The sequence below is a fragment of the Spirosoma arboris genome, assembly GCF_009754945.1.
GTDB classification, from domain to species: Bacteria; Bacteroidota; Bacteroidia; order Cytophagales; family Spirosomataceae; genus Spirosoma; species Spirosoma arboris.
This window is the reverse complement of record NZ_WPIN01000029.1, coordinates 65015-82345: the sequence shown is the minus strand read 5'-3', so window position 1 is coordinate 82345 and position 17331 is coordinate 65015. Positions and strand designations below refer to the sequence as shown.

Here is a 17331-nt window from a genome sequence, read left to right as displayed (position 1 = left end):
AATTAAGTCATTCTGCACCAGGTATGCAAAGTAATCGGACTTCACATAAGTCCGATCCTCTTTCGTGTACGTTTGTTCCGTTGGTATCATATCGTTTGGGTGTAAAACAGGTGCATTACAGTAGGAATTGCAATGACTCTTTTGTCCTTTCAAGGGACCAATACAAATCGGTCCCCCTTAACTTAAATTCACCGCTTAAATTCACCTCAACTGACCTACGCGCTAGCCCTACAGTCCTTTGCCTTAGATTGGGGTTAAGCGTTGGTTGAAGATTTTCCATTATTCGAGTACTAATCAAATCTGCGCCAAGAGCGACAGGGGCTACGAACTCACCACCACCCCGTAAAGCGCGGGCATTCTCACCAACTCGAATAATACTTTCGCCTGTGAATAAGCCACCACCCGCAAAATCTTTTATTCCAGAGACCTGCTTCTGCATCGTTGCCTGTAAAGCGGACCCCAGCACGGTTAAGGCAAGCCCCGCAGCAATAGCGCCTATAGGATTACCAACAAATGCTTTAGCGGCTAAACCTGCCGTACCAAAGGCGACCAGAGAGGAACCCATAACTTTTGCGAGGTTGGCGAAAATACCCCCAATGGCTATCGGAAGATTACCTAGCTTTTCAGTTCCGGCAAACATTCCCCCTACCCATTCCCCCAGAGCAGTTATTGAGCTACTAGCCGCTCCCTGAATTGCCGAGGTCACCGAAGCCCCTAATTGCTTTGATCGCTCCGTCAGGGTGTTAGCAGAGTCATTAAATAGTTGTAGGTTTAAACCGCCTAATTGCACCCCGCCTAATTTGGGTAGGCTCGCCAGACGTTGATTCTCGGCAGCTAGTTTAGCCGCTTCAAGTGCCCGTTCGGCTTCGTTTACTTTCTGGGTATAAAGAGCCAGTAAGTCGATGGCGTCCTTTGGTATGGGCAATCCCAAAGCAGGAAAGTTTGCGATTGTTGCCTGTATTTCGTTGAGTTTATTTCGATAAAACTCTAGACTAGGCTTGGCTATACCCAGGCTACTGATAAAGCCACTTAAGCCCGTATTGGTAAATATCCCAGGAGTACTTTCCTTGAGCTTCCCGACTTGTTCGACAATGCCCGCAACGACCTCACGCGTAGCCGGACTCGCTATTTCAGACAAGCCCGGAATTGCAACAGGCGAACTTGTCGTCTTAGTGACCCGCGATTCTAATTGATTAATGCTGTCATTGATAGCGACAAACTCAGCCTGCTTTTGCTTCAGTAAGGCATCCAACATGGCCTTACTTCTCTTTACCGCATCCGAATCACCTTCATTAACATCTGTGGGTCCAATTGCCTGTATTTCCTTTTTAAGCTGTTCGGCGTAACGCTTAAAGACCGACAGGTTGCTAGTGTCTAATAAAGGTTCAACCTTCACCTTTACAGTGGGTTTCGTAGAAAGCGTAGGTGTGACGGGTATTTGTTTGCCCTGAGCAATCAGGATCTGATCGTTAAGGCGTTTTATTTCGGCTAGCCCCTCGGCTTTCTCGATCTTATGCAGCTTAATCTTCTCCTGGATCAACCCAATTTGTTGTTTGTATCCACTAACCGTTTCCGTCGTTAAGTCTGCCTGACGGGTCGCATTCTCAGCCAGGAGATTATTTAACTCCGCCTGTGCTGTTGCCTGCTGCCTACCCGCTTGCTCCAGGACAGTAGCGACAGCGGATAAGGGCCCTGGCCCGGAAACCCCCATCCCCAGATTTTGCTGGGGCTGTTCGGCGGCTAATCTGCGGGCCAAGGCAATCCGCTCAGTACTACTCAATTTCTCCAGATCAGTAACCGATTGGCCCGAAGCCAGAGAGAGCTGCCGTAACGCGTTCGATTGTTGATCGATGGCCTGGGTTACCGCTTCTGTTGCCTTTTGGATCTTCTGTTGACCTAGTGCAATCCGAATCTTTCGTTCGTACTGCTCGTTGACCGCAGCTAGCCGGGTAGACAATAGATCAGTCGTTATGGATTCACTGTTGAGGTTGCCCAGAAATTCCGGGTATTCCTGCTTAAGGCGCTGAATTAGATTTAGTCGTACCCCCTCGTTATCACTGGCCAGCGCCAAGGCCCCAACAAGGCCATTTAGCTCGGTTTGTTGGGCTCGAAGATCCTCAACCGGAGACTTGGCAATCAGCTCGGTAACGAAAGAAAGGAATCGTTGCCCCATATCGATAGCCTCTTTGAAGCCGCCTGCAACGCCTGCTTCACCCAGCGCCACCAGTAGCCGATCAAAACTATCGCCCAGATTGCTCAATTTCCCCTCCAGTGTTTGACTCACCGCAGCCATACCGCCTGCAACCCCACCAAGTTGACCAAAGCCGTAGATAGCCTTCGTAATCTCATCACTAGTATTCTTGATTGTCTGCGTTACGCCTTTGAACGAGAGGGTGACTGAATCGCCCGACTTAGCCGCTTTGATCCCAAACTCCTTTAGCCGTTCAAATTCGCCGGATTGAGCGTCTAGGATTGCCTCGGTCAACTGATCGAATCCTTTACCCTGTGAGGCCGCTAGGTCCCCCAGGTTCGTTAGCTCTTTCTTGGTTGGCGTTATCCCTCTGTTGACGAACTTAACGAACGAGCCGGTTAATTCATCAAGTCCAAATGGAGTAGAAGCGGCAAAGTCCGTTAGCATAGACAGGTTGTCTTTTGCTCCGGTGCTACTACCTAATCCATTACGTAGTATGGCAAAGTACTTCTCTGATTTGCCGCTTGCTTCGGCAATCGCCGACCCAAAACCAACGATCTTGTCTACAGCGAAGAGGCTCCCAAATCCACTAGCGAGTGAAGTTAGCCCTATACCCGACTGTCTAAGGTTGCCCAATCCTGCAATCAACGGGTTTATCTGCCTGTTGGCCAATCCCATTGCTGTGGTGATCGAGGCAACGGAGGCTGCTGGAATAGACCCCACTCCATTAAGGCTATTAAACTGCGATTGAGTCAGACTGGTAAATTGGCGGACGGTTGCGCCTGCGGTATTAAACCCTCTGAGTAGGTCAGTAATGGTTAAACCGAGGGCTATATTAACGGCTCCTGCTCCCATAGTTGTTCAAGTAGTAGTTGTGTGAATGAATATTTGTTATTGACTCCGTTCCTTGGCCGACTTGCGGGCGTGACAGGATTTGCACAAACTCATTAAGTTGTTTTCGTCGAGTGGTTCCCCGCCTAACCGGATGGGTTTGATATGGTCGACGGTGTTGGCAGGCGTTAGCTTCTTCTTCTCCAGACAGTGCTGACACAGGGGCTGCTTTTCTAACTGAAGCTTACGCAGGCGACGCCACGGTGCATTTCTATAAAACTGGTTGGGAACTCCGCCGTGCTCTTCATTGGCCCAGCGGCTTTTCGGCTTTTGGGTTCCCTTCATCCAGGGTCGTATTACTTTGTTTACTGTAGGCATATGAAGTATTTCAAAGTACTTTGTATATAAAAGTAAAAATAAACTAATTCACCTGATTATCAAGGGGGAAGCTGGGATATTTCACTTCGTGCAGGCACCTACCCAGGGGTGGGTAAAATCTTGAAAGCCCTCGCCTGTACGAATCGCAGTCCTAGCCCCAAAAAATCCGTGTCAATATTATTCGAAAATACCCCCTATTTCATATTTTATATTTTGGTTACAAATTCAATGTTAATTTCTGATTGTCAGCAATTTAATTCTCAGCCAAATTTTGAAGGTGTGGCTAGTGGTAATAAATGATTCGCGATAAGTTAACCAAAATAATGAAATATAAACTATTTGTATACATATGAAAAGACAAGGCTACCCCCTACCCAATTTTGACGGCAAGTGTGAAAGACTAGACATGCGATTCGCGGAGAAGCCGTCTTTAGGGATTTGACCTACCCCTCCCTCCCAACTGAAGTTGTACATATGAAGCCAGGGGTAACCCCCCTATAGAGTTTTGCACGAGGAGAGCTGTGGCAGGGCTGCGATTCGTGGTCTGAAGCGCCCTAGCTATTTGCCGTACCCTCCCTCTCGGGCTTCTCAAGCCATGCTGATAAACTCTTAAGTCCTGCCGACTAGCAGCTGTAGTAGCCTGATTGATCTTTGCTTTATTAACCTCTTCTGTGAAGATCATGAACCTAATCGAGCAAATAGAGCAGGCTGAACAAGCCCTTATCAAGGCCCAGCTAGCCTCCGACGCGGACACGCTGGATACCTTACTGGCAGATGACTTACTGTTTGTAGGTCCCGATGGTGCGCTGTATGATAAAGCAATGGATCTGGCCTCACACCGCGCTCGGACCATGTATATTACTAGCCTGGTAGCCCACGAACCTACTATTAAGCCCATAGATAATCTGGTGATTGTGTCGAGAAAGGCCGATATACGGGGCGTATTCGACGGACAGGAAGCGGACGGGCAGTACCGGTACTTCCGGGTGTGGACCAATCGGCAGGGCCGCTGGCAGGTTATCGCGGGTAGCATTACGTTAGTTGCTTGGTAAGGTTCTACTTTGCTTAGTTCTTCGTGCTAAGAGGTATGTCTGTGAGCATCGACACGAGGTTAGCGGTGTGGTTGTAATACACATCCGGGAAGTTCATGCGAAGCACCCCATCAAGGCGTTCCAGGTCGTGGGCAAACACCAGCAGGGCTCGCAGGGTCGTGAGCGTATCAATGAACTGGTTCACCTGCGCCCGGTTGAGTGGATAGTGCTCGGTTTCCTGAGTCAATGCCCAGGTTAGCTCATGAAGCTGTTTGGCGTACCGGTTGATGATAGGATCAGTGATCCGCTCAAATTCGGGCGTCTCCTCATCGTCGGATTGATCCAGATCTGTTAACATAATCTTATTGTTTGTTTAAGGAGGCTAATCCTAACTGGCTAAATGATGGATTCTGGCGCTGCCACTCGAAAAAGGAAAGCGGCTTAATTGTCGGTACCGCATCGGGCGCGTTGGGTTCATCCCATTCAGCAGGGTAGCTATCACAGGGGGCGACTACTAACCGTTCGATTTGGGATTCACCGGGCTTAAGTATAGTAGTAGGACTAGCGGCCAAGTTGTCAAACGTGTTTTCGGCGACAGGGCTCTCTTTATCTTTAGGTACTATAACGCTATCCTGTATACGTTTTAGTTGTCTACCTGCATCAAAGGCTAATGGTGCCCTAGGGTGAGCGATACAGGCAGTAGGTGGATTTGCCTCATACCAGAGCTTTTCAGTGGTGGCTACACAACTTGTTGACTCATCCTGACCAGCACGGCGGATAACAATTGGATCAACAACTAAAGAGTCTAATTGCGATTCTTTAGTTTGGAGATCTGGAGGGTAACCAGCGTTTGGCTTAGTCGGCGGGTCGACGCCGATTGGGGATAATTCAATACTGCCAACTGCCAAAGTGACTATAGGGGGTTTGGCAGTTGGCAGTATCATTTTAGTGTAAAAAGGCTGAGTTGGGCGGTAGCTTTCGCGGTCAGGTTTTGCGTCTGGGTAGACAGGACTCGTGAGCCCGTACCGTATCCCATCGCGAATTGTCTTTGACGATTTAGTCGGATTCGGCCACTCGCTGGCTACGGTCTCTAGGGCATAAATTGCAGTCTGCTCATCCATTCGTCCGGCTGCAACAAACCCGCCCGCTAACTTGGCCGCTTTCAATAAAGTGGCGTGCCTCTCACCCTCTCCCGCACTTTCTGTGAAGCGAACTAGTCGAGCTAAGAGTTGACTTTCATCTTCCCCATCAGCGCGGTCATAATCGACTACACGAGGCTTTGGCGGAGGTGGTGTATAAGTGCCAACCAGTACAGTAGCGTCTTCATTGATGTAGGGATCTGCATCATAACTGACAAAGCGCAAGTCCGTTGGATTCCCCCCCTTGGTTGTATCCAGTTTTACACCGAACTTATGACTAAAGAGCTTTTGCAAATAGCGAAAATGAGCGGCTAGTATCTCGGGGGTCTGCTCATCCGGCAGCCGAACTACAAACCAGAGCCCCCCTCGAACGGAATAGGCGCAAAGCAATATATATGGTAGTCGAGTGAGATGCTTTTTTAGTTCAGCCATATTGATACCTGGGTTGTCTTTCTTATCTATATCCCCCATTAGGAGCGGCCACTGCTGACGAATCTTCTGACTAAAACTGGTGTCGCGTCGGCGGTGATAGAGCCAAGCAACGGGGGTAAAAGCCGGTAGATGTTTTTTCAATGTATCCTGAACTGTCTTATCGGGTTCAGCGCGGATCGTTTCGATAGGATTACGATAAAATTTGGTGGTCCCCATGCGACGGAGTGTGGTCTGTTGAGCAGGTACATTGCCGAATGTATCCCGCTGGTGATCGTACTCAAAGTAGCTAATAGGTACGTCTAACAGGGTGGGGCGAAATACTTGAGTTTCCATACTGCTAACTGCTAAAAAAGGTGCCAAACAGATTTTGGCAGGATAATTCAATACTGCCAACTGCCAAAGGCTATATAAGGGGTTTGGCAGTTGGCACCTTCGTTTCACTCGATTAGAGAAAGTTTAAAGTACTGGTTGCGACCCTCCTTATAATCGGTCAGGCGGACCGCTAGACCTTCCTCATCGTACATCGTAGGCTGTTCTTCCATAATACATTTGAGCCGTTCGCGAATGGTTGCATTCTTGGCACCAAACTCGGAGGTCAGTATTTTCCAGACCTCGTTTTTAGCCAGTGGTCCCTCTGATAACAGGCTTATTAATCGATCGGCGATATCCTCTGTATCGGCTTTATGTTTACGGTGATTAATATGGTTGGCGATGGCATCAGCCCCTGCCAATTGTAATCCGTTATATTCTTTGCAGAATTGCAAAAATAGCGGTTCCGGTTTCTTGCCCCGACGCAGTTTTAAGTAGCGCAGTTTAATTAAGTCCGTGTCATTGCCGTTGGCATCTTTTTCCAGGCCGATCTGTAAAACCGTACTGGCTTTGTTTGCCGCTTCGGTACCCGTATGTCCTCGGGCCTTTTCAGTGCCGGGGTTCTGGTGGATCACCAGCAAAAATGTAGCGTCATAGTTATCGCAGAGGTTACCCAGAAAATCAAACAACTTCATTGATTCCTTCGGGTCGTTAAAGTCGCCTATGGCGTCGGTCACGACATCAATCAGACAGAACAGGTGCAGGCTCGTCTGGTCGCGAACATGGTGGATAAACGTTTCAATAGCTTTGAAGCGGTCTTTCCGCTCTTCGCCTTTGATAGAGGTAAATCGGAAGTGTTCGGGTGTTTGGTCCAGTCGGTACCCAGCTCGTAGTTTAATACCTTGAACAGCATAGGGTAATTCCTCGGTTAGGTTTCGTTCCGTATCGATATAGCACACACAGAAGCGTTCAAGCATTGCCTTTTTGAACTCTAGAAACTGAGGGTCATCATTATCATTGCCAGTTAGCATTAGCGCAGCTACTAGCTCTGCCCAGCGGGACTTGTGCGAACCAAAAGCGCCTTGAACAATATTGATCGTATTGCGTCCAATAATACCAATGTCAGCCCGACTGATAAGCGGAGGGCTAAAGACAACAGGCTGAGTGGCGGCATAACTCAAAGCCTGTTCTTTACTAAGCAGTCGCTCCAGAATCGTCTGGTGATTAGTTGATTGACTCTGGCGCGGTTGCTCGGCGGGAATTTGTTCAGACTCTTCAGCGGTGAAGTCAAAGGCAGCAGATGCTGCTAATTCTTCGTCCGACATGTCATAAAATGGCGGTCTGTATGTATCTTTGTCCTGTTCTTCTTTTGTCATATTGTCAAGTTTTTAGCCGCCTTCGGTTGCCCCCGTTGGCGGTTTTGTTTTGAGGTAGGTTAAGCAAATGGAGGAGTGAGAAACTCGGCGGTAAAAAACTCGTAGAAATCCTGAAATGTGTGGGCTACGAAGTAATGACCGCCCGCCTTCTGAATGTCAGTCTGCATCAGGCGCTGAGCTTTACTCATTCGGTCTTTCCCGATTTTTACTTCCACACTAATATGGAATCCATTAGCAACCGCATGAATATCAGCGGTACCCTTACGTGTGTTTCCGTAGGTGTACTGGCCACGCCGACCATTAATACCTGGGCGGTATTGACCTTGGGACTGGATGCGTGTGGCGAAGCCACCTGAGAACCTTATGAAGTCCAGAATACAACGGGTTAAGCCATTAGCCGTATTATCTTCATATTTGGGCTTAGGTCGAAAGTTGGCCGGAACATTGGGGTATCGATTCGCTAGGTATACCTCTTTCAGGGTTATCAGTTGCTGAAGAGCGGGACTGGCACTCTGCTTTTTTGCGGAGGTGATTAGGGATCTGCTCATGCCCGTACACCTCCTCTTTTGCTAAGTTGCTGGCCAAACTGCTCCTCGGCCTGTTGTTCAATCAAAGCGGCATCAACAGCCTGACGAGTTTGACTACGTAGCCAGTTTAGGACAGTGGCTTTTTCGTATAGAACTCGCTTGCCGAATTTGACAACACCAGGAATTTCACCAGCTGCGGACTTAATGCGGAGTGTACTGGCGGGTATGCCAGGGCATGTACTGCACAACCATTTAAAATCGCCATAAGGGTCGACCTCGACTGAGCTCGAAGGGCCGTGCAGAGCGTCCCTTATTTCTATTAAAAGAGATTCTAGCCGGTTAATCCGGCGGTCAATAACTGCAAATGGATTATCTATCATGACCGTATTTTTAGTACGGCTCAAAGGTCAATAAGGTTAAATTGGCGTTTCTTGCGGCAAGTTTTTTGCAAGAAAAATGCAACTTGCAAGTCTATTTAAAGTTCTGAATCTTTCTCTTATGGTTCTGAATCTCAATATTTTCGTGTTGGCTGGGCGCATTTAGTCTATTTATATGGTCATTAAGATTTTGTCGACTCCCAACATTTGTAAACGTAGCATTTAGCCGCTGGTGTAGTTTTGTTTTGTTGGCAGTGGCGGGGTCTGAGATTAATCCTAAATCGTATAAGGCATATAGCATATATGCATATTGGCCAGGGTCTACGCCTTTATATAGGTTTTTCAATTTTTCTATTATTTCTGATGCATTCTCTTCATCAATAAATGCTTCAATAAATGAGTAGCAAGATTCGATATCAGACTGGGTTTTTCTATTCTTTACACCGCTAGTGGATTTACCTACTACTGGCTCACTTTCAACAAGTAAAACCCTCCTTTCCATTTGACCTTTATAGAAGCGGCCATAATAATTTACAATAGCTTCATAATCAACTTGTATTTTGGCTTCATCATTTTGGGAAAGGTGATTGTCAAATTCTTCGCACAACCAATACCAAAATGTATCATAATCTCTAATAGTCAGTCCATACTTCTTCTCATAGAAACCTTTTTCCTTCTCATATACCTCTTCTGCTGTACCCTTTATTAACCGAGTCACCCTTAAGGCTTCGGCCATCTGCTCAATAAATGGCCGCATTGACTCTTGAAATCCTTTAATATTCGCAGCTAAAGAGCCTACCGCTAATTTTGCTGCCGCTTGGCCGGTATGAAACTGCGCAATTGCGGACTCTGTAGTCCGCGTAGCCGCTGTAAGGGCAACTATGACTGGATTGATTGCACTTTGAGACGCAGCAATACTGGCCTTAATCTTATCCGCCATTTCCTTCATTTCGGCTAAGCGCCTTTGTCCTTCCTCAGTCATAGGCATCTCCCCTTTCTCCATTTTTTGGAGATCCCTCATCGTCAACTTCTTTGGCTCCATTTGCATTAAGTGTGATAGAATTATAAGTTTTCAAAAGCGGCATCAACCAAATCGGTATCGAACTCAGACAGGTATATCTGCGTCGTACGCTCGTCGCTGTGGCCCATTGCCTCCGAAATGATACCTGTAGCCACCCCGGAGTGTTTCAAGGCCGTAGCGAAGCTGTGCCGCGCTACGTAGGTCGTTAAAGGTGTTGTGATACCAACAGCGGTTCCAATGGTCTTTAGGTCAGCATTGACCTGCCCCATGATCTTATTGCAACGGTTGTGTATCTGCGAGGGTGTCCGGTGCAGGGCTGAGTTGAGCACAGGGAAAATATAGCTGGTCGGCGTAGCATTCATACCTGACCGGTAGCGCTCCAGGATAGCCAGGGCAGAAGGCATTAGACGCACAGAGAAGCGCCCACCCGTCTTCTGACGAACATAGGTCAGACGGGGCTTTCCATCCAGGTCTTCACCCACATTGGCCCACTTAAGCATGGCCATATCGACAAAGTTGATACCCCCGCAGTAATAGGAGAACAAGAATAGATCGCGGGCCAGTTTTTCCCGAGCACTGGTATCTCTGAGGCTTGCATAGGGCCCTGTGTAGGGAATCGGCTCAAAGGCTTCAATCTTACGGATATCGGCTTTGCTAATGGCCCGCTTGGTGGTCCGGGTATCAAACTTACCCACCTGAAACTTATGCTGCTCAGCGGTATTGCGGGCGAAGGGATAGCTATCGGGTTTGGCATACCCGCTGGCAATGGCTTTGTTAAGGACTGCCCGGAGCGTTCTAAACTTTACGGATAGGGTAATTTCAGTCAATCCCTCGGAGCGCATCTTGTTCTCCCAGCCAATACAGAACTTAACGGTGATCTGATCAAATGAGATGTCTTTGCCCTCCCCAATGTAGCGGGTAAGGTTGTTCTGTACATCGCGGTACACTTTCCGGTTACCAACGTTACCCGTTTTCTCGAACTGGTTGATCAGCTCCTCGAAATACGATAGAAGTTTGAACTGCCGGGTAGCCTTTCGCTCATCACTGACTTTGGTAGCAACCGAGCGGGCATCGTGCGCCTGATCGGCATCAGCCAACGCTTCGGCGGCATTTGTGTATTTATCTTTCCACACCTGAAAAGATGCTTCTAAGGCTTGGCGTTTAGCTGTAGGGACACTTTTACGAAACGTGTTTTTTTCGTCGTTCCAGAATTGGGGATGAAGACTTAGTCCGGTGGCAATGTATTTTCGCTGACGGTCTTTTGTAATGCAGACAAAAAAAGGGTGCGAGCCATCTTGGAGCGTATCGTACTTGCGATAAACAATACGAACGCTCGCTTTACTCTCTTTGTGATCGGTTGACTGTGCCATTACAAGAACTGTGTTAGTAACTAACACGCTTACTAACACAAACATACTAAATCAACCAAAAACAACCAAAACTAACTAACACAAAATAAGAGCTAATATATTGATTTGCAGCTCACTATTTCGCCCAACGAAAAGCACCCAACACGTACAAATATAGCTTCCCAAGCTGCAGGCCGTGGGTTCGAGACCCATTTCCCGCTCGCCCATAAAGTTCATGAAATGAGCCAGTTAGTAGACGTACTAGCTGGCTTTTTTTATAAAGGTTGGGAAGCGGTTGAAACACCTCCTATAGTTGATTTTGGTAGGACTGCTGCTATTTATTACTTCTCGATCAGGGAGAACAATTCATGGCAGAAGCCATAGCAAAAAAGTATTTGTTTCGGCCTAAACTTTTATCACTTTCACCACTGGCCTGACCGTAGTTAGAGATTAAATTAAATGTAGCTTAGTGCCTAAATAATTTGATCATGCTGACGGCGAAATTAAATGGTAAGACTTCGACTATTACCAGTAGTAAGCTAAGCGTTCCTGCTACTTATAAAAGGCGATTGTCGTGCTGCTGAAGGATCATGATGTGAACCTGAATAACGCTCAGATGCAGGCTATTGAGGTATTACCTTTAATAGACTTGATGTAAGTTCATTATCAACAAGAAAAAAAACAGACTTAATTTTCAGCCTAGTAAACGACCTCAGAATTGATTATAGACATGAGAGACCACTTTTTGCAAAATAACCAACTCTAAAAGCTTATAAAATTCATAAGTACCTAAAATCAACTTTAAAGATAAAGGCAACAACTAACTAAGTCCAGGGACTCTCATACGTTGGTTGATTGTGCTTAACTTTATGATAGCTTTTACTCCCAAACTGATTCAATCGTATGCATCCATCTCTCTACCTCTGCTTGCTACTACTAGTATCCAGTTCTCTAAGGGCACAGACTCCCACTAATTTTTTAGCCACTGAGCCTAACTCTACTTATCCAAGTTATTTTAATACCCTAATCGGTACTTCCGCAGGTAATACAACCATGTTAGGTTCACAAAACGCCCTTATAGGACATAATGCAGGTAAATCTATAACAACCGGAAGTTATAACGCTTTCATCGGTGATGAAGTAGGCTATTTCAATACGACAGGCCAATTAAATATATTTATTGGAGCGCGTACCGGTTATCAGAATACGACAGGCGAATCTAACGCCTTTATCGGGGCCAATGCGGGTTATAACAACACGATTGGCAGTAATAATTCTTTTATAGGCTATCTGGCAGGTTATAGCAACATAAGCGGAATTTCTAATTCTTTTATCGGAAACCGCGCTGGCTATTTGAACATCACGGGTAAGTATAACTCATTTATCGGTTATTTTACCGGCTATAGCAATACGAGCGGCAATGATAATGCATTCATCGGCTCCTATGCAGGTAATGCGAATACGACTGGCAATGATAACGCATTCTTTGGTCATGCTTCAGGAGCTTATAATACCACTGGTACCGGTAATGCTTTTGTTGGTACTTATGCAGGCTATAATAACACAACGGGTGTAGGCAATACTTATGTAGGCCTGGGAGCAGGTGGAGGAGCCGAAAGTTCGTATAATACATTTCTGGGGGCAAATGCTGGCTCTTCTCCAATGATTAATAATGCAGTTGCTATTGGACACAACGCTATTGTCAATCAGAATAACTCAATGGTATTGGGAGGTACAGGGGTTAATTCATTGAGTGTAGGTATTGGTACAGAAGCTCCACAAAATACATTAGAAATTACCCAAGGCACACCCGGTAATAGTGGATTGCGGCTGACTAATCTAACCAGCGCTGTCTCGACAACCTATACAACGGATAAGTTCTTGACCGTTACAGCCTCTGGCGATGTGGTCCTAGCCACATCTGGTACACCTAATCTTCGCCAAGCTGCAACAGCTGCTGATGGGCTGTGGCAAACCAGTGGAGAACATCTTCAAAATAACAACTCAGGAGGTGTTATCATTGGTCAGCAGATGATCAAAACACCTTCTGACTACAAGCTCTTTGTGGAAAAAGGTATTTTAACCGAGAAGGTAAAGGTAGCCATTAAAAACACGAGTGAATGGTCCGATAAAGTATTTGAAAGGGGATATCAACTAAAGAGCCTAGGCGAGGTCGAACAGCATATCCAGCAGCAGGGTCATCTACCGGGCGTACCGTCAGCAACTGAGGTAGTCGAGAAAGGAATTGATGTGGCCAAAATGGATGCCAAGCTGTTAGAGAAAATTGAGGAGTTAACCCTGTATAGCATTCAACTGGAGAAAACCAGCCAACAACAGCAGGCTAAAATTGATGAGCTGGAACGATTGGTTAAAGGGCTACTAGAAAAGAAGTAATTCGCGTTAAATACAGAAGATCGCCGAGTGGATAGCCGAGCGCCAATGTGTGTAGAGCCGGTGTCGAATCGACTGCTTCTTGCTCCCAAAGCAAGTGTCTCACCCCGAGACTATACCCCTGTAAACAAAAACCCCCTACCGTTTGAATCCGATAGGGGGTTTTTTGTTTTATTGTCACGTCCTAAAAAGGTTGATTCTTATTGAGTCAACTCATGAATAAACAAACTAGTAAGCCTATTCTCAAGGCCCCTGCAAAAAAGTATAGTGTTGCCTTTAAACGCAAGATCGTCCAAGAATATGAAGGAGGCCTTTTGAACAAAGATCGACTGGCGCTTAAGTATGGTATCAAAGGCAACTCAACCATTTTGAAATGGTGTCGACAATATGGTAGATTAGCGTATCCAACTAGCCCACACACCCAAATGGGACGCCCCCTGAAAGACCCTTAAAAGCAACGCATCAAAGAATTAGAGCAAGCTTTAGTCAATGCCCTGGCGCAAGTTAAAACCTATCAGACTTTGATCCAGATCACCGAGCAAGAAGAAGGAATCAGCATCTTAAAAAAGATGGCATCAAGCCGTCGAGCGGTTAAGCCAGGCCGAGTCATTGCCTGTTGAGCCGCTCTGTAGTTAATTGGTATTTAGTAAACACGCTTATTATCAGCGCCAACAAACGGCTCAGCAAGCCAGCCCAAAACCCATTCAACTGCTCCAACAGATTCAGTTGTATCGCCAGCAATTACCTCGATTAGGTACGCGCAAGCTACAATATCTGCTGAACCGAGACGGATACTGCATTGGCCGTGATACCCTGTTTAATTTGCTAAGAAGCCAGGATATGTTAGTCAAAAAAACGCAGCTTTGTCAGAACCACCGATTCCAGGGGATGGATGCACCAGTATCCTGATTTAGCCAAAGGGGTAGTCCCTACTGCCCCCGAAGAAGTATGGCCGGGCCGTCGTTGCAGTTGCTGATATTACGTACCTACTCACGGGTGGAGGGAACTACTAGCTTCATCTGGTGAGTGAGGCCTATTCAAAATGGACTATGGGCCATAAAGTCTGTCAGAATCTATTGGCGATCTCCTCAGTGAAAGCGTTGACAATGGCGTTGGCTAATCGATGCTATGAACGAACAACCATCCATTATTCGGATCGAGGTCTGCAGTACAGCAGTTGAATGTACACGGACTTACTCAAACAGGCTCAGTTCCGCACCAGTACTACTCAAGATGGCAATCCCTATGATAAGGCCGTTGCCGAACGAATCAATGGGATTTTGAAAACAGAATTTGGCGGAAAGCATTCAACTTTATAACCAAGTGAGACCGCATTTAAGTTGTGGGTATCTGACGCCCGCTCAAATGCACCAACAAGCAGACGTCAAGCTAAAACCTATAGAAAAAAATCGGAGTCGATACTGGCTCCGATTCTTCAGGAAAATAAGTCCTAAAATCTGTCAACTTTTTTCAGGACGAGACAGCCATCTTACAGATGTATCCTAATTTGAGCGGTACTTACTCAAGCAGTTATAGTTCAAAGCAACCCTATCAGGGTTTGAACCTGTACTAAATACCAGCTCATCTACTCACATAAAGCTAACCTAACTAGCAACAAACAAGACTTGACCAATTCAAGCAGCTAGTTAAGTAATTACTAAAAAATAAACGCCAAAAATAACAAAGTCCCTTCCTCGTCAGGTTGGGGATTTTTAATTCCATTACCTCACCGCTAGTAACAACTGGATGCCTAGCCAGTAGAGCCAAGGAAGAAAAGATAATTTATCAAACAGATTAATCAGCCGTCATCTGCTTAGGTGTCGGCTGGTTTTATCAAAAAAATGCCGACCCAATCCGGGTCGGCATTTTCTTTTTATCCACACCATAAGTAACGCTGAGCGCTACCAATTCAAGTATAACCTACGATTATTATCGGCAAAGTATCAATTCGTATTAGCTAGCGGTCATTAAAAAACAATGGCCTCAGCGAAGTCAGCGTTGAAGACCTACCGTTAACTGATTGCAGCATGGCAATCTTACGGCTTAAACGACAACCGAAACAAGTAGTAATGACAAAACGTTACTTCCCTTCATAGGTTTGACCCTGCGTTTGCTACACTGCCTACACCGACAGATCTATTGTTTGCGATTCAGCACCTGTTGTAGCAGCTGCTTCAATTGAGCCTGCTCTTGCTTAATGACTCTTAATTCTTCGCTCTGTTGCTGTATAGCCTTGTCCTGCAGAATACTATACAAAGTTAACTCCTCTACTTTCTCCAGAAAGGTGGCATTCATTTTCACTAAATCGACGCCATCTCTGACTACTTCACTAGCTGAGGGTACACCCGGCAAATGCTGGTTGGCATCGATGTACTTCTTTACTTCAGTCAGTGATTGCATGTTGTAGCCTGGAGCAAATACCTTATCACTCCACTCGTTAGCGTTGTTAATACGCAGTTGATAGCGGGCTTTAACTACATCCCCTTGCCCGTTGACCGTTAAGAATTGGTCGGTAGCCTCATCCGTTTGGTGCTGACTAGTTAGATTGGTTAATCGTAGCCCGCTAGTCCCTGATGCTTCGCTAACGACTTCCAGTCGGGATTTAGGAGCCGAGGTACCAATGCCAACATTCACCCCGTTGCCCAGAATCAGGGCGTTACTCATAGACACGCGAGAATTAGAACCGATTGCAATCCCGTTAAAGATACCCTCATCGGCCTGACTGTTGTAACCCATCAGTACATTGTCATCGCTGGTCGTAATGGCGGTTCCTGAGTTAGGACCAATGATGATGTTTTTTGATCCTGACGTGTTGTTGGAACCCGCTTGACTACCAATGAAGGTGTTGGTTGCTCCTGTGGTGTTATTGCTTCCCGTTGAGGAGCCTATAAACACATTATTGTTGCCGGAACTATTGCTATAGCCAGCACTACTTCCCAAAAACGTGTTGGCCGTGCCATTATCGTTGCTGTAGCCAGCCAGCCCACCCGTAAATGTATTATTGGAACCAGTCCTGTTGCTAATGCCTGTTAGATACCCGGTGAACGTATTGATGCCGCCCGTTGTGTTCGAGTACCCTGACTGAGTCCCAATAAACGTATTCTGAATTCCACTGGTGGTGTTAAAGCCTGCTTTCGAGCCAATCATGACCTGTTCAGAGCCCGTAGCATTATATCCAGCGGAGTCACCGATTATCACATTATAAACACTGGATACAATTTTATAAGCTGCATAAGCGCCTACAACCGTATTACTATAGCCCGTAGTATTTACGAAACCGGAATAAGCGCCCAGAAAAGTGTTAGAAGGCCCTGTTCGAGTACCCTTACCCGCAAAGCTACCCATAAATGTATTGCCAGAAGCACTCGTATTTTGTTGCCCCGCAGCTGCGCCGACAAAACTATTATCGTGCCCTATATCCGTAAAAAGACCTGCGGTACTACCCACAAAGGTATTTGCTCCACCAGTCGTCGCGAAATTGCCCACATTACTGCCAATAAAGGTATTATTTGATGCCGAGGAGTTTATAGTTCCTGTTTTAGATCCATAAAATGTATTATTAAAGCCAGTCATCGTCAGATTCCCGGATTGATTTCCGACAAATGTATTGTCGACGGAAGGCGATGAGGAATTCGCGACTCGTTGAATATAATTGGTTTGAGCCCAAAGGGGTAAAACGAGCAGGACTAGACTAACCAAACTGAAAAGTGATTTCATAGAATTGCCTGACTTTGCCAGCTAATGCTGACTGGATAGGAGTAGCTAATGATTTGAAATAAAGTACAGCAATACTAGCAAGCCAAGCGATGGCTTTCAATCGGATAAATGTATGAGCGGATTAAGCGGATGAGTTTGTTCCATTACGAAAAGGCACAATAACACTTAGGTCTAAAGCTTGATCATACAGCTAAGTGGTGGGCTATTGTAGAGGTTTATTGATACGTTCCGGCCTCCAAATTTTCAGTCACAAAGTACCGCA

General features: G+C 46.2%; 15 protein-coding genes. 5 read left to right on the top strand and 10 right to left on the bottom strand.

The features are described 5' to 3' along the window. Positions 1–115: 115 nt before the first annotated feature. Together GO755_RS38710 and GO755_RS38705 are read right to left on the bottom strand one after the other, a co-directional pair. Complete coding sequence (locus GO755_RS38710) at positions 116–3046, bottom strand: hypothetical protein (RefSeq protein WP_157590808.1); 2931 nt, start codon at positions 3044–3046, stop codon at positions 116–118. A 36-nt stretch (positions 3047–3082) separates the two neighbouring features. Then, positions 3083–3400 (bottom strand): HNH endonuclease, encoded by a 318-nt coding sequence (locus GO755_RS38705; protein WP_157590807.1) that lies wholly within the window; start codon positions 3398–3400, stop codon positions 3083–3085. Positions 3401–4080: 680 nt separating this feature from the next. On the opposite strand from GO755_RS38705, the gene GO755_RS38700 reads away from it, so the two are divergent. Continuing rightward, positions 4081–4452, top strand: a complete 372-nt coding sequence (locus GO755_RS38700; protein ID WP_157590806.1) for a nuclear transport factor 2 family protein — start codon at positions 4081–4083, stop codon at positions 4450–4452. 13 nt (positions 4453–4465) lie between these two features. Here the strand turns inward: GO755_RS38700 and GO755_RS38695 are convergent, their stop codons facing one another. The 7 genes from GO755_RS38695 to GO755_RS38665 all read right to left on the bottom strand — a co-directional run bounded on the left by GO755_RS38695 (position 4466) and on the right by GO755_RS38665 (position 10982). Continuing rightward, positions 4466–4789, bottom strand: coding sequence for a hypothetical protein (locus tag GO755_RS38695; protein WP_157590805.1), 324 nt, complete (start codon positions 4787–4789; stop codon positions 4466–4468). Positions 4790–4793: 4 nt separating this feature from the next. Further along, a complete protein-coding gene (locus tag GO755_RS38690; RefSeq protein ID WP_157590804.1) occupies positions 4794–6335 on the bottom strand; it encodes a BT4734/BF3469 family protein in 1542 nt (513 codons plus the stop codon). 104 nt (positions 6336–6439) lie between these two features. Next, complete coding sequence (locus tag GO755_RS38685) at positions 6440–7687, bottom strand: hypothetical protein (protein ID WP_157590803.1); 1248 nt, start codon at positions 7685–7687, stop codon at positions 6440–6442. 59 nt (positions 7688–7746) lie between these two features. After that, positions 7747–8235 carry a VRR-NUC domain-containing protein gene (locus GO755_RS38680; protein ID WP_157590802.1) on the bottom strand — a complete coding sequence of 163 codons (489 nt, stop codon included), beginning with the start codon at positions 8233–8235 and terminating at the stop codon, positions 7747–7749. Continuing rightward, complete coding sequence (locus tag GO755_RS38675) at positions 8232–8618, bottom strand: hypothetical protein (protein ID WP_157590801.1); 387 nt, start codon at positions 8616–8618, stop codon at positions 8232–8234. The genes GO755_RS38680 and GO755_RS38675 overlap by 4 nt, the downstream gene beginning before the upstream one ends. A 67-nt stretch (positions 8619–8685) precedes the next feature. Further along, entirely contained in the window at positions 8686–9633 is a 948-nt protein-coding gene (locus tag GO755_RS38670) for a hypothetical protein (RefSeq protein WP_157590800.1), read from the bottom strand. A gap of 20 nt (positions 9634–9653) precedes the next feature. Then, a complete protein-coding gene (locus GO755_RS38665) occupies positions 9654–10982 on the bottom strand; it encodes a site-specific integrase (protein WP_157590799.1) in 1329 nt (442 codons plus the stop codon). A 1032-nt stretch (positions 10983–12014) separates the two neighbouring features. On the opposite strand from GO755_RS38665, the gene GO755_RS38660 reads away from it, so the two are divergent. The 4 genes from GO755_RS38660 (at position 12015) to GO755_RS38645 (ending at position 14671) form a co-directional block, all read left to right on the top strand. Then, positions 12015–13355 (top strand): autotransporter outer membrane beta-barrel domain-containing protein, encoded by a 1341-nt coding sequence (locus GO755_RS38660; RefSeq protein WP_227687270.1) that lies wholly within the window; start codon positions 12015–12017, stop codon positions 13353–13355. A gap of 212 nt (positions 13356–13567) precedes the next feature. Beyond that, positions 13568–13804 (top strand): hypothetical protein, encoded by a 237-nt coding sequence (locus GO755_RS38655; RefSeq protein WP_157590797.1) that lies wholly within the window; start codon positions 13568–13570, stop codon positions 13802–13804. A gap of 184 nt (positions 13805–13988) precedes the next feature. Then, positions 13989–14261, top strand: coding sequence for a hypothetical protein (locus GO755_RS38650; RefSeq protein WP_157590796.1), 273 nt, complete (start codon positions 13989–13991; stop codon positions 14259–14261). Positions 14262–14533: 272 nt separating this feature from the next. Further along, on the top strand, positions 14534–14671 hold the full coding sequence (locus GO755_RS38645) for a hypothetical protein (RefSeq protein ID WP_157590795.1): 138 nt from the start codon (positions 14534–14536) through the stop codon (positions 14669–14671). A gap of 817 nt (positions 14672–15488) precedes the next feature. Here the strand turns inward: GO755_RS38645 and GO755_RS38640 are convergent. Further along, positions 15489–17069 carry an autotransporter outer membrane beta-barrel domain-containing protein gene (locus tag GO755_RS38640; protein ID WP_157590794.1) on the bottom strand — a complete coding sequence of 527 codons (1581 nt, stop codon included), beginning with the start codon at positions 17067–17069 and terminating at the stop codon, positions 15489–15491. Between the last annotated feature and the right edge of the window lie 262 nt (positions 17070–17331).